We start from the raw sequence: 13,965 nt of genomic DNA on the forward strand, positions 1-13,965 counted from the left end.
AGCGTCACCTATTTTTTATCCTATTTGTATTGTACTTTTCTTCCAAAGCTGACCAAATCTCAGCCGTTGGCATAGTCTCACCAGTCCAGATTTCAAAAGCTTCTGCTGCTTGGAATAACAACATACCCAAGCCATTAAGCGCTTTGAGACCTTTGCTTCGAGCTAATTTCAAGAATGGTGTTTCAAATGGTTGATAAATTGTATCAGCCACCAAAAGACCTTCAGGAAACTCAAAGTCTTCTGTGATAATCATTGATTTACCATCCATTCCAACACTTGTCGCATTGACAAAAAGTTGTGATTCTAACACTTTTTCTTGAATTGTCTTCAAATCTTCGACTGGATAAACAGTAATAGATACACCAGTTTTATCAGAAAGTTCCTGTGCTTTTTGACGTGTCGCATCCAAGAACTGTGTCTGATTGAAAATGTTAATATGACCTGCTCCATTAAGAGCTGCTTGGGCAATAAGAGCTGTCGCAGCTCCACCACCACCAAGAATAGTCATTGTCTTGCCTTTAACATCAAAATCAGCAAAAGTTGCAAGGCTTCTAAAGAAACCAATACCATCAGTATTGTGGCCAACCAACTTGCCGTCACGATTAATAACGGTATTAACCGCGCCAATCAATGCAGCTGAGTCTGTCAACTCATCCATATAAGGCATAACTTTTTGTTTGTATGGCATTGAAATATTCACACCAAACATGTCATAACGTTTAACATTTTCCAAAGTAACCGCTAGGTCTTCCTCAGGAATATCCCAGGCAACATAAACACCATTTACACCTGTTTTATCAAAAGCGTAATTGTGAATAAATGGTGAAATAGAGTGTTTAATCGGTGTTGCCACGACAGCGGCTAAGCGAGTGTATCCATCAATCTGCATCAAGTACCTCCCTAATACGTTTCATATCGGCAAGAGCAACCTGTCCAGGTGCACTTGCTTGGTCTAGACTTGCAAATGACCATGATGAGCCGAATACATCAACAGCAAAACGTGAAACACGTCCAAGTTTGCCCATTGACATAGTCGCATACTCTTGTTCAGGATTTAGTGTTTTAAATCCACGAGTGTAGTTCATCAAGTCAATAACATCTTGTTCACTTTGGGGCATAACAGCAACCTTAACTACACGAGGAGCTAGGGCTGTTAATTCAGAAAATGATTCCATCAAGTTTTCAGGAGTCTCTTCAAAATTATGATAAGACAAAACTAGATTTGGAAACTCTAACATTTGTTGAAAGGCTTCTTTATGTGAAAAATATTCAAAATCAATATAATCTGGGTGGTAAATAGCATTAATATTTTTCAAAAGCTCAACGTATTCGTCATCAGATAAGTTAAGATTACCACCTTCTTTATCTGTGCGAATGGTAAAAATAATTTCTCTGCCAGAAAATTTTTCAAAGATAGCTGGCGCAACAGTCATGATATCTTCTTTGGCTAAGTAATCAGCTCGCCATTCAATGATATCCACATCTTCGAATCTTGAAATATCAATCGACTGCGCCTCTTCTAAATCTTTCGGCATAATAGGTACTACTATTTTCATTTCTCAACCTTTATTGTAAATACTTTCAAATAATTACTGCTCATATCTGCCTTGTTAACAGTGAAATCACTTGGCAATTGTTGCAAGCGAATATATTCATGCTTAACAGAAGCAAATCCTTTTTCCAATTGTTTCTTAAACTGTGCCACAGTCAAATTAGCTGCATTTGTAGAAGCAATAATTGTGCCATCATCTGATAAAACTTCTAGTGCTTGACTAATGAGACGGTGATAGTCTTTAGCAACTGAAAATGTTTGTTTTTTATTACGAGCAAAACTTGGTGGATCGATAACAATCAAATCAAAAGTCAAGTTTTTACGTTTAGCGTATTTGAAATATTCAAAAACATCCATGACCACAAAATGATGATTTGTCACATCAAGGCCATTGGCTTCAAAATGCGCTTGAGACAGTTCACGAGAACGTTTAGCTAAGTCTACAGAAGTTGTTTCAATCGCACCACCCATAGCTGCTGCAACTGAGAAAGCTGCTGTGTAAGAAAACATGTTTAGAACACGTTTTCCAAGACCTAGTTCATTAATTAAAGCATCACGGACTTCATGTTGATCTAAAAAGATACCTGTCATCAGACCATCATTCATGAAAACACTGTATTTGACACCATTTTCCAAAATGGTAAAGGTTTCAGGTGCTTCTTGACCATAAATGTGAGCTGACTCATAATCAAGTCCTTTAAAGCGAATTTTTTCATATCCGCCTTTAACCGCAGGATAAACTTTTTGAAAGGCTTTAACAATGATATCACGATACTGATAAACAAAAGTGTTGTACCAAGAAAATACAACAAAATCAGCATAACGATCTATCGTCACACCACCGAAATTATCGCCATCTTGATTAAATAATCGATAAGCTGTTGTTAAATCAGAGTTTTCAAAGTGTTGACGCTTCTGCTTAGCCTTACTAAACAAGCTTTCAAAATAAGACTCTGTCAAATCAACCTTGCCATTTCCTAAGAACCAACCAATCCCTTTATTTTGACAAGATAGGTAAGCTGTTCCTAAAAACTGACGTGAGTGATTGTAAAGAGCAACTAACTGATTATCTAAATCAAGTTGATGAAAATCTTTTCCATCCAAAAGTTGAATACCACGCTTAATTTTCTTTTCAACGAAAGAATCCACGTATAGTTTGTTCATGAAGCCTATTATATCAAAAATTCAGAATTTTTCCCACTAAATTTTATATTTCACAGGCATAAGAAGCAACTTTTTACGCCTAAACAAGGGGATTCTATTAAAGATTAGAGAAGTAACCTAGATAACAGAGTTATTTTTGCATCTAATACACTAAAAATAACAGTCACTATCTGAAATCTTGTCTTCAAATGCTGACTTTTTTATCACCACAAACTTCTTTTACTTCCTTTAAAACACCTTCAATATGCACTACGGTTCTTTGTACTAAAAATTTCATCTTTATGATATAATGGGAACTGAGATTTTATCTTTAGGAAAAAAAGAATAAAGGAAGTTCCTACAGTGAAAAAAATGAAACAAATTATCTCTCACGTGGTTAATACACGTTTGGGATTTATTTTGACACTTTTAGTCTTGTATTGGCTAAAAACTATGTGGGCTTATCACGTTGACTTTAGTCTTGGACTAGAGAATCCGTATCAACTTTTATTATCAATTATCAATCCTATTCCTCTCGGATTGCTTCTACTCGGGTTAAGCCTCTATATTAAGAGAACACGTGTTTTTTATATCGTTAGTTGGATTATTTACACAATATTAAATATTCTTCTTATTTCTAACTCGATTTATTTCCGTGAATTTTCGGACTTCATTACTGTAAGTGCTATGCTAGCAAGTAGTAAAGTTTCTGCTGGTCTTGGTGACTCAGCCCTTAACTTACTGCGTGTTTGGGATATTATTTACATTATTGATTATATCGTTCTACTTGCACTATTTGCTACTAAGAAAATAAAAGTTGATAATCGTCCATTTAACAAGCGTGCAAGCTTTGCTATTACGGCCTTATCAACTCTATTCTTTTCAATTAACCTTTTCATGGCCGAAATTGATCGACCTGAATTGTTAACTCGTGGTTTTTCAAATGTTTATGTGGTAAGAGCGCTTGGCTTGCCGTCATTTACAGCCTATAGTGCTAATCAAACCTATCAAACAGAAAAAGTTCGTAGCGAAGCCACCGCTTCTGACCTAAAAGAAGCTAAAGAATATGTGTCAGAGCATTATGCAGCACCTAATTCAAAATATTTTGGTATTGCTAAAGGACGAAACGTCATTGTTATTCACTTAGAAAGTTTCCAACAATTTTTGATTGATTACCATTTGCAAGTTGACGGAAAATCATATGAAGTCACTCCGTTCTTAAACTCGCTATATCACTCAAATTCAACACTAGCTTTCTCAAACTTCTTCCACCAAGTTAAAGCAGGTAAAACATCTGATGCTGAAACCTTGATGGAAACGTCATTATTTGGTCTTAGCAGTGGTTCATACCTTGTTAATTACGGTGGAACAAATACTGCTTACGCTGCCCCATCAATTCTCGGACAAACTGGTGATTACACAAGCGCCGTTTTCCACGGTAATGTCGGTACCTTCTGGAACCGTAACAATGCCTATAAACAATGGGGTTACAATTACTTCTTTGATTCATCATATTTCACAAAACAAAACAGTGAAAACTCATTCCAATATGGATTGAATGATAAATACATGTTCGCTGACTCAATTAAATACCTTGAGCACATGCAACAACCTTTCTATACTAAGTTTATTACTGTAAGTAACCACTACCCATACACAAGTTTAGCTGGTAATTCTGATGAAGAAGGTTTCCCATTAGCTAAAACCGATGATGAAACAATTAATGGTTACTTCGCAACTGCTAACTACTTAGATTCTGCTGTCAAAGCCTTCTTTGATTATTTGAAAGAATCTGGTTTATATGATAATTCGATTATCGTCCTCTACGGTGACCACTACGGTATCTCAAACTCAAGAAACACTGATTTGGCGCCACTTCTTGGAAAAGATTCTGAAACATGGACTGGTTATGATAACGCCATGTTACAACGTGTCCCTTACATGATTCATATTCCAGGATTTACTGAAGGACACATCAGCAACACCTTTGGTGGTGAAGTTGACAACTTACCAACGCTCTTACACTTGCTAGGTATCGATACAAGCAACTACGTTCAACTCGGACAAGACTTGCTTTCTAGCGATAATAAACAAATCGTAGCCTTTAGAACATCAGGCGATTATGTGACACCAACTTATACAAGTTATAGCGGTCGCCTCTACTACACTGACTCTGGTCAAGAAATTACAAACCCTGACGAAAACACTCAAGCAGCAACTAAAGCTATTCGCGATGCTGTTGCTAAACAACTTTCTGTCAGCGACGAAGTTCAAACTGGTGACCTACTTCGATTTGATAAGAATGGTCTAAAAGAAGTCGATAGTTCTTCAATTTCTTATACACATTCTCTTAAAACACTTAAATCAATCGAGAAAAAACGCGGTGACGAGTCAACTAGTCTATATAGCGAAAATGGCGACGAATCAACAGTCGATCTCTTCAAAGCACCAAGCTACATGCAACTTCACGAAAGTTCAAATAGCTCAAGCTCTGAATAAGTACTCATAATTAAAAAGTCTTGCTAGGTTTAGCAAGACTTTTTTTGATACCTTCATTTCTAAGTTTGGTAAATATTCATCGAAAGCACGGTGAATAAAGAACAATACTTTTTCATTGTACAACTAACTCTTAGGGTAGCCATTTTGATTCTCCTATCGCTCTAATTTCAGCACTAATCAAATTTTATACTAAATCTATAAATTATTGATATAGAACCATAAAGACAAAAAAAGACTAACCAAAGGTTAGCCTTTATTAATTCTTATTTACCAAGTTTAGCTTTAGCTGCATCTGCAAGAGCTGTGAAAGCTGCTGCATCGTTAACTGCTAAATCAGCAAGCATTTTACGGTTAACTTCGATTTCAGCCAATTTCAAACCGTGCATCAATTGTGAGTATGACAAACCGTTCATACGAGCTGCCGCATTGATACGAGTGATCCAAAGTTTACGGAAATCACGTTTTTTCTGACGACGGTCACGGTATGCATAGTAGTAAGAGTTCATTACTTGTTCTTTTGCAGTACGGAACAAGATATGTTTTGCACCATAGTAACCTTTAGCAAGTTTCAATACACGTTTACGACGTTTGCGTGATACAACGCCACCTTTAACACGAGCCATTTATATTCTCCTCCAAATAATTCTTAATAATATCGAGTAATTGCTTTAGTCTTATTTAAGACCTGAAAGCATTGCTTTAATACGTTTGAAATCTCCTGAGTGCACCATAGCTGCTTTACGAAGATGACGACGTTGTTTTTTAGTTTTACCGTGGAAACGGTGTGAAGTAAATGCGCGGAAGCGTTTCAATCCACCAGAACCTGTACGTTTGAAACGTTTAGCTGATGCGCGGTGAGTTTTTTGTTTTGGCATTTTAGAATTCTCCTCTTAAAATAGTATAAAATTGACAATTATTTCTTGTCTGGAATTGGAGCAAGTTGCATGAACATTTGACGTCCATCCATTTTAGCTCTTTGCTCAATAATAGCAATATCTTGCGTTCTTTCTGCAAATTCCGCCAATACCTTTGCTCCAATTTCTTTGTGAGTAATCATACGACCTCTAAAGCGAATTGAGACTTTCACTTTGTTTCCTTTTTCAAGGAATTTACGGCCGTTACGAAGTTTAGTCTCGAAGTCACCTTTATCGATAACTGGGCTAAGACGAACTTCTTTAACAGTCACAACGCTTTGTTTTTTACGTTGTTCCTTACGTTTCTTTTGATACTCAAATTTGAACTTTCCGTAGTCCATAATTTTAGCAACAGGTGGCGTAGCTTGTGGCTGAATTAGAACCAAGTCAACATTAGCATCATCAGCAATAGCTTGTGCTTCTGACAATGGTTTAATTCCTAGTTGTTCACCATCAAGACCAACGAGACGAACTTCGCGAACGCGGATTTCATCGTTAATGAATAGATCTTTCTTAGCTATGATCTTCACCTCTTTATTTTTTTAGAGAAAAACGAAACGGACTTGATAACTCAAGCCCGCACACACGTAATATTCCATTCGGAATCTTTGACATGTTGGGCCAGACAACCGTAGTCGCAAGGCGAGAAGTTCTCACTTCTGCTTTTCTCATTGATTATATTCTATCATAGAGACTAGTCCATGTCAATGATTTTTTCTGCTTTTTCTTGAATAAATTTCACAACACCGTTAATATCAACACCTGTTGTATCAAATGTGATTGCATCTTCTGCTGCTTTTAATGGTGAAACCTTACGGTGACTATCTTTATAATCACGTTCTGCGATTTCACGTTTAAGTGTTTCAAAATCAGTTTTGATTCCTTTTTCTTGGTTTTCTTTGAATCGACGTTCTGCACGTTCTTCAACAGAAGCAATCAAAAAGATTTTAAGTTCAGCGTCGGGTAAAACAACTGTACCAATATCACGACCATCCATAATGATGGCACCATTTTTAGCAATACGACGTTGTTGTTCAACAAGTTCTTCGCGAACTTCTGGAATAGCGGCTACCCATGACACATTATTTGTCACATCGTTTTGACGAATAGCAAGGGTAACATCTTTATCCCCAACAAAAACAGTCTGGCTGCCATCTTCTGCTCGACCAAATGACACAGGGTTATTGGCCAATGCTTTTAAAATATCTTCTACATTATCTTCTGTTAATTTATTTTGTAACGCTAAGTAAGTTGCTGAACGGTACATTGCTCCAGTATCAAGATAAGTATAGCCAAGATTTTTAGCAATAATCTTGGCTACTGTACTTTTACCACTTGAAGCAGGACCATCAATCGCAATTCTAATTGATTTCATGATTCCTTTTCTTCCTAATTAATGTGTACTTCGTCTCCAGGATTTGCATACCAGTATCCTGAAGTCATGTGGTCAGGATTGAGCTCATAGAGTTTATCAACTGAAATTCCTGCACGCGCAGCAATTGACGCTGCTCCTTCGCCAGACATAACTGTAATGGTATCCCCATTACCTTCACTTGATGACTCAGTTGTATCACTTGAACTAGCATCTGTAGATGCTGCTTCTGTTGATTCTTGTGAGCTTTCTGAACTTGTTGCTTCAAATGAAGAAACAACACTAGATGAAGCGCCATAAAAATTAGATGTTTCTGACGCTTTATCACCACCACGATTTGAAGTGTAAAAAACAACAAACAAAATCGCAACAACAATAACAAAGAAAACACTCAATAAAGCTGTTAACAAAGGTGTACTAATAACTGAACCTTTTGTTTTACGGCTAATTCTGATTTCGTTGTCATCGACTACTTTTTCTTCCCATGGTTGTTTTGCCATAATGTCCCCTTGTTAAATATATCAATTCATATTACAATAATAACATGAAAGTATCAATAATTCCTGAAAGATGTATCGCCTGTGGCCTCTGCCAAACCTATTCTAATCGTTTTGATTATCATGATGATGGCATTGTAAAATTTTCTGATTCTGATTCATTAGAACAAACAATTCCTGATTCAGACAAAGACACCCTTCTTGCTGTCAAATCTTGTCCAACCAAAGCTCTTACTATTTAGTAGGAGCTTTTTTCTTAGACTTATAAGCTTCAAAATAATCAAGTTTTATAAAATTATCCGTCAATTCAACAGTACCTCGAAAATCAGGATGAACGGCAAGAGCATCCAAGAAATATTTCTTAGGCCATTTGCGCATGTAAAAAATTCTATCTGCTTGATTTTTAATTTTCAAAATTAAACCTGATCTATTGACTTCAATTTTTTCAATCTGTGCAATCGCAACCCTTGATTTTTTAAATGGGTTCAGTGATACAATACGAAGTTTCCCATTTTCTTCAATAACGAAATAACGATGGAATCCTAACCCAACTAAAATGATAAAGGCAGCAAATAAAACAAAGAATTGACTTGGTATTTTTGTCCGCTCAAATAATAATGACAAGCCGATAAACATCGGAACCATTGCAATTGACCAATAAATAATTGACCAAGATAGCTCTGGTTGCCAATGATATCGAATCTTTCCAAAGATTTTAATCATTGCGGTCCTCCATTTAGCTAATTCTAACAAATAAGGCTTAGATAAAGCTTAATTATTTTTGAACGATTCCAATAATAACATCCACTGCTTTTTCCATTGTTTGAAGACTGACAAATTCAAAGCGACCGTGCATGTTTTCCCCTCCAGCAAACAAGTTTGGTGTTGGAATGCCCATAAATGAAATCTTAGAACCATCTGTTCCACCACGAATTGGTTCGATAACTGGTGTGATGTCCAAATCTTCCATGACTTCTTTAGCTAATTCAACTGAAGTCATATCTTTTTCAATGACTTTCTTCATGTTGTAGTATTGGTCATTGAGTGTGATAAGAACACAGTCTTTACCAAGTTCAGCGTTCATCTTATCAGCGATTTCTTGAACTAATTTTTTACGATTTTCAAATGATTCGTCTTCAAAATCACGGATAATATATGAACTATGTGCTTTTTCAACAGCACCTTCCATACCATGCAAGTGGAAGAACCCTTCATATCCTTCTGTTTTTTCTGGACGATCTGCTTCTGGTAATTGATTGTGGAAATCAATAGCTAATTGCAAAGCATTAATCATTTGGTTTTTAGCAGTACCAGGGTGAACATTACGTCCCATGAAATCAATCTCTAAACTTGCAGCGCTAAATGTTTCGTATTGAAGTTCGCCAAGTGGACCACCATCAACAGTGTAAGCAAAATCAACATTGAAATCATCAACGTCAAATTTATTAGCTCCAACACCAATTTCCTCATCTGGTCCAAAGCCGACTCGAATTTCACCGTGTTTAATTTCAGGATGAGCAACCAAATATTCAATCGCTGTCATGATTTCAGCAATTCCAGATTTATCATCTGAACCAAGAAGAGTTGTACCATCAGTTGTTACCAAAGTTTGTCCAAGGTAATTGTTCAAATTTGGAAACTCTTCTGGTGAAAGTGCATAGCCAGATTGACCAAGTTCAATAGAACCGCCAGCATAATTTTCGATAATTTGTGGGCTGATTCCTTCTGCATTAAAATCAGCTGTATCCATGTGAGCAATAAAACCGATTTTACGTGTTTTAGTTGAATCGTTAGCTGGTAATGTACCAACAAGGTAACCATTTGTTAGATAATGTACGTCTTGCAAACCAACAGACTCCATCTCAGGTTTCAAAACATTCAAAGCAAAATCGACTTGAGTTTGAGTCGATGGCGTTGTTGTACTATCTGGATTACTACGTGTATTAATCTTAACGTAGGTCAAAAAACGATTTAATAAGTTTTCGTAAGACATCTTTCACCTCTATTTTTCTCGTTAACTATTATATCACATAATCGGTTAAAAAAAACAACCCCAAGGGTTGTTTTTTAGGTCAGCTTCACTCAAAAATTAACAGATTTATTGCGAAACGTGATAGTATGCCTTGTTAGCTAAATCGCCTGAATTTATATCAGCTGACGAAATCACACGATCCTTTGAAACATCTGTTGGATCAGATTGACCATTCAAATAATCTGATGAAAAAGCCGTATTAGCTGGGACAATATACAAGGTAACATTTGATCTTGCACCAGTCTGAACATCTAGTAGTAGAATACCATTTTGATCGATATCTAAAATATTAGGGGTCATTCCTTCGGTAGCTAATCCAGTGTTATTAAAGGTTAAAACATTTCCAGATGCATTTCGCCAATTTCCTGCCATCGTAGCATAGTCTGCTTTTAAAATAGCACCTGTATAAATTGGAGCAATCTCTTGTTCAACTTGTGTTGATGAAGCTTCAGTCGATGAAGGCTGACTTTCTAAAGAAACTGACGATGACGAAGCACTACTTTTACTTGAACTTGAAGATGTTACTTTAGTACTTGTTTTCGTTGCTGAACTTTGTTTTGTATGATTTTCCGAGTGATTTGTACAAGCTGTCACCATGCAAAGTGACAAGACTAAAGTCAAAACAAGTTTTAATTTCTTTTTCATCGCTATTCCTCCTTTTACCAAGTAAATCGTCCTGTGTAATCAATACTTTCATCAAGTGCATGTGAGAGTTTTGGTGAAACACTCGTATACTGCCAAGCGGCTGTATTTGAATAATATGACAAAGATTTAGCTGATTCTTGATCTAAATAAGTATATGCATACAAGTAATGCGCTACCCATAGATTTGATAAACCAAATTTAGCTGTATTTAATTTTCCACCTTTAGTGTCCAACCAACTTGCCATCGTGTAGTAAACATTGTTACTGTAGCCAAGACGATTCATTTCATCTTTCCACGCTTGGGTATTAGCATTAAGGTCACCGTTTAGCATGCTACGTTCTTCCATGTCATTGACCATTGTCGTTGAGCCTGAAAGTCCCATCGATTGCGCTACACGAACAAAATATTGAGCCTCTGCTCTTGCTTCTGCTGCTGTTTCATAATGAGAATAATGATAAGCTGATACTCTCAAACCAGCTGCTTGCGCATTAGCAATTTGTGCTCTAGCATAAGGATTTGTGTAAGAAGTTCCTTCTGTTAACTTAACAACAACACCCGTAATTCCTTGACTCTTCAAACGTTGATAATCACTAACCGAAATAACACCGTTGTGACTACTGATATCAATGAAATAAGACGGCGCGTGTTGTGCAGGCTCGTCAGCGTTCAAAGCATATTGCCCTAAGTTAAATCCTGATGTTGTATTGTCTGTGAAATCAACATAAACGTGAACGGTATAGTTACCTTTGATGTAGCCATGATTTTTCTCATTAACCATGACAGTCACTACACCATCATACACATCAGAAGTTGTGTACCAGTGAAGATTAGATTGATTACTTTCTGACCATGCTGCAACAGTAACGGATTTGATTTTTTTAGTATTTTCAGACTCAGCTACACGAACTTTTAAAGTACCACCATTTGCATCATGATTTTGAACCGTTACAGATGGGGCAACAACATACTTATCTGTTGATAAATCAACACCGTTTGTCGATGATAAAGCTTCTAATGAATGACTAACTTGGCTTTGACCATAGATATGAATATTGTAATGGCCAGATTCAAAGTTATGTTCTTTAGGCGAGAAGGTTAAGATATAAGTCCCATCAGATTGTTTAGTAGCCTGATACCATTTAATATCATCTTGGCCATTCAAACTTGTCCAAACTGGAATTGTAATACCAGTTACATATACCGGAACATTTGAAACAGTCACCTTAACTTTAACATCACTTTCTTTTGTAACTGTCGCTTTAATCTCTGGTTTCGGCACATTAATGCTTGTTGCACTGATACATGTCATTTGACCATTGATAACAGCGTAGGTATGGATAAGATATGTTCCATAATCGCCAGTATATTTTGCTGTTAGTTGACCATCTGCTGGAACTTGATACCAGATAAGATCGTCTTGATCATTCTTAGCCGACCATACCGCATGCATAACTTTTAAATTTGAGCTAACATCGCTCGGCATGCTGATGTTAATACCATTCTGACCTAAACTTGCTTGAACCTTAACATCACCAAATTGGTAATCAGATTCAAAACGTGTTCCAAGCAAAGCTGTTTGACTATTTGTGACACGGCTATTTCCATAAACGTGAACATTGTAAGTGCCAGCTTCAAGGTTATGAGTCGCTTCACTAAAAATAACATAGTATGAGCCATCAGCAGCTTTAGTAGCCTTATACCATTGAATGTCATCTTGACCATTCTTTTCAGTCCACGTTGGTACTTGAATACTATCAATGTAAACCGGAACATCAGTAATTGTGACTTTATAGGTTGTTGGACTTTCTTTAGTAATTTTAGCTTTAGCACTTGGTTTTGGAACATCAATACTTGTCGCACTGATACATGTCATCTGACCTTTAATCACAGCGTAAGTATGGATAAGATAAGTCCCATAATCACCAGTGTACTTAGCTGTCAGTTGACCATTAGCTGGAACTTTGTACCAAATCAAATCGTCTTGGTCATTTTTGGCTGACCAAACAGCATGGTAAACGGTCATATCTGAGCTAACATCACTTGGCATGCTAATTTGGATACCATTAGCGGTTAAAGTTGGTTGAACTTTAACATCACCAAACTGATAATCTCCTTGGAAGCTTGTACCAGTAAGACCTGTTAGCGAATTCGTAACCGCACTTGTCCCGTAAACGTGGACATTATATTTACCGCTTTCTAGGTTGTGCTCAGCGATACTAAAGGTTCTTGTAAAAGTGCCGTCAGCATTTTGAGTGGTGCTATACCACTGAATATCATCCTGACCACCTTTTTCTGTCCATGTTGGTAGTTGAATACTAGTGATGTAAGCTGGGATATCACTGACTGTCACTTTGTAAGTTGTGCCATTGACTTTTGTGATTTTGACTTTAGCACTTGGTTTTGGTACATCAATGGTGCGACCATTTAAACCAATCATTTGACCATTGAGATTTTGGTAAGTATGGATATTGTATTTTCCGTATGAACCAGTGTATTTAGCTACGACGTGTCCATTGCTATCAGCTGTGTACCAAATAAGATCATCTTGACCATCGACCTCAGACCAGACGGCAAACATGATTTTAGCACCGGCAGGAATAGCTTGATTATACTGAATATCAAAACCTTTGTTAGTCAAGGTCGCGCTGGTTACTTCTTTTACAACAGCTTTAGAAGCAGCTAATTGATTAATTACCTTTTGACTAGCAGCTTGAACAGCTGATGTTAAGACCTTTGACTCAGCAAGGTTTGACAACGAAGTCTTATCAGAAACATGATCTGTTGTAGCATCAGATGATTGTGACTCTTGTACCGCTGAATTATCAACGTTATTCTCTTCAGAATTTCCTGCTGATTCCTTATTATCTTCAGAAATTGAAGGATTAATCAGACTGGTTTGGTCATCGGCATTTTTTTCAGCTTCTTGACCATCAGCAATTGCTGAATCTTGCTTATCAGCATCGGTTAAATTTTGTGATTCATTTTGAGCTTCAGATGATGGTAATGAGTTGTTTGTTTCATTATCATCAGAGATAACACTATCACTATTTAATTGAAGTGAACTAGACTGCTCTACCGATGATTGAACATTCTCAGTTACTGTCGTTGATTGGGTGGTTGTGTTTTCGTCAGCGAAAACTTGCCCTGAACTTAAAAAAGCTCCTATAATAATCGGAGATACTAGGCAGCTTCGAAGGATATTCTTTTTCAAATCAATCCCCCTCTTTCTATTCTTTACTCATATCCATTTTATCATGATTTTGTAAGCCCTTCAAGCACATATGCTTTCGCTAAACAAAAGAAGGCAGCG

At 36.8% G+C, this 13,965-nt stretch carries 14 protein-coding genes and 1 other annotated feature; of the genes, 2 read left to right on the plus strand and 12 right to left on the minus strand.

The window, feature by feature from the left end; genetic code table 11:
* Window positions 1–4: 4 nt before the first annotated feature.
* Genes BMX18_RS01275 through BMX18_RS01285 form a run of 3 tightly spaced genes read right to left on the minus strand, consistent with a single transcriptional unit; the run spans window position 5 to window position 2,716 of the window.
* On the minus strand, window positions 5–889 hold the full coding sequence (locus BMX18_RS01275) for a shikimate dehydrogenase (RefSeq protein WP_093814731.1): 885 nt from the start codon (window positions 887–889) through the stop codon (window positions 5–7).
* A complete protein-coding gene (aroD, locus tag BMX18_RS01280) occupies window positions 879–1,556 on the minus strand; it encodes a type I 3-dehydroquinate dehydratase (RefSeq protein WP_006532529.1) in 678 nt (225 codons plus the stop codon). The genes BMX18_RS01275 and aroD overlap by 11 nt, the downstream gene beginning before the upstream one ends.
* Complete coding sequence (locus BMX18_RS01285; RefSeq protein WP_093814733.1) at window positions 1,553–2,716, minus strand: class I SAM-dependent rRNA methyltransferase; 1,164 nt, start codon at window positions 2,714–2,716, stop codon at window positions 1,553–1,555. Before BMX18_RS01285 ends, aroD begins: the two co-directional genes overlap by 4 nt.
* 351 nt (window positions 2,717–3,067) lie before the next feature.
* On the opposite strand from BMX18_RS01285, the gene BMX18_RS01290 reads away from it, so the two are divergent.
* Window positions 3,068–5,194 carry an LTA synthase family protein gene (locus tag BMX18_RS01290; RefSeq protein WP_374057263.1) on the plus strand — a complete coding sequence of 709 codons (2,127 nt, stop codon included), beginning with the start codon at window positions 3,068–3,070 and terminating at the stop codon, window positions 5,192–5,194.
* 263 nt (window positions 5,195–5,457) lie between these two features.
* Here the strand turns inward: BMX18_RS01290 and rplT are convergent, their stop codons facing one another.
* The 5 genes from rplT to BMX18_RS01315 all read right to left on the minus strand — a co-directional run bounded on the left by rplT (window position 5,458) and on the right by BMX18_RS01315 (window position 7,980).
* Window positions 5,458–5,817: a 50S ribosomal protein L20 gene (gene rplT / locus BMX18_RS01295; RefSeq protein ID WP_000124839.1), complete on the minus strand. Its 360-nt coding sequence runs from the start codon at window positions 5,815–5,817 to the stop codon at window positions 5,458–5,460.
* Between the two features lie 51 nt (window positions 5,818–5,868).
* Window positions 5,869–6,069, minus strand: coding sequence for a 50S ribosomal protein L35 (gene rpmI / locus BMX18_RS01300; protein WP_003065422.1), 201 nt, complete (start codon window positions 6,067–6,069; stop codon window positions 5,869–5,871).
* Window positions 6,070–6,107: 38 nt separating this feature from the next.
* The gene (infC, locus tag BMX18_RS01305) at window positions 6,108–6,638 is read right to left on the minus strand and encodes a translation initiation factor IF-3 (RefSeq protein ID WP_003065423.1); all 531 of its coding nucleotides are present in this window, start codon (window positions 6,636–6,638) and stop codon (window positions 6,108–6,110) included.
* A 13-nt stretch (window positions 6,639–6,651) separates the two neighbouring features.
* Window positions 6,652–6,779, minus strand: a sequence feature (ribosomal protein L20 leader region).
* A gap of 23 nt (window positions 6,780–6,802) precedes the next feature.
* Window positions 6,803–7,483 (minus strand): (d)CMP kinase, encoded by a 681-nt coding sequence (gene cmk, locus BMX18_RS01310; protein WP_093814735.1) that lies wholly within the window; start codon window positions 7,481–7,483, stop codon window positions 6,803–6,805.
* 14 nt (window positions 7,484–7,497) lie between these two features.
* Window positions 7,498–7,980 carry an SAG1386/EF1546 family surface-associated protein gene (locus BMX18_RS01315; protein WP_093814737.1) on the minus strand — a complete coding sequence of 161 codons (483 nt, stop codon included), beginning with the start codon at window positions 7,978–7,980 and terminating at the stop codon, window positions 7,498–7,500.
* Window positions 7,981–8,024: 44 nt separating this feature from the next.
* Here BMX18_RS01315 and BMX18_RS01320 point away from each other — a divergent pair, with 44 nt between their 5' ends.
* Window positions 8,025–8,219 (plus strand): ferredoxin, encoded by a 195-nt coding sequence (locus BMX18_RS01320; protein ID WP_093814739.1) that lies wholly within the window; start codon window positions 8,025–8,027, stop codon window positions 8,217–8,219.
* On the opposite strand, the gene BMX18_RS01325 is transcribed toward BMX18_RS01320, so the two are convergent.
* From BMX18_RS01325 to BMX18_RS01340, 4 genes are all read right to left on the minus strand, one after another.
* Window positions 8,212–8,700: an EbsA family protein gene (locus BMX18_RS01325; protein WP_093814741.1), complete on the minus strand. Its 489-nt coding sequence runs from the start codon at window positions 8,698–8,700 to the stop codon at window positions 8,212–8,214. The genes BMX18_RS01320 and BMX18_RS01325 overlap by 8 nt on opposite strands.
* Before the next feature lie 52 nt (window positions 8,701–8,752).
* On the minus strand, window positions 8,753–9,970 hold the full coding sequence (gene pepT, locus BMX18_RS01330; protein ID WP_074560534.1) for a peptidase T: 1,218 nt from the start codon (window positions 9,968–9,970) through the stop codon (window positions 8,753–8,755).
* Between the two features lie 105 nt (window positions 9,971–10,075).
* Window positions 10,076–10,654, minus strand: a complete 579-nt coding sequence (locus BMX18_RS09325) for a DUF6287 domain-containing protein (RefSeq protein WP_180366616.1) — start codon at window positions 10,652–10,654, stop codon at window positions 10,076–10,078.
* Between the two features lie 14 nt (window positions 10,655–10,668).
* Window positions 10,669–13,866, minus strand: coding sequence for a GBS Bsp-like repeat-containing protein (locus BMX18_RS01340; RefSeq protein ID WP_093814743.1), 3,198 nt, complete (start codon window positions 13,864–13,866; stop codon window positions 10,669–10,671).
* Window positions 13,867–13,965 lie beyond the last annotated feature (99 nt).

This window comes from Streptococcus sp. 45 (assembly GCF_900108865.1).
GTDB classification, from domain to species: domain Bacteria; phylum Bacillota; class Bacilli; order Lactobacillales; family Streptococcaceae; genus Streptococcus; species Streptococcus ruminicola.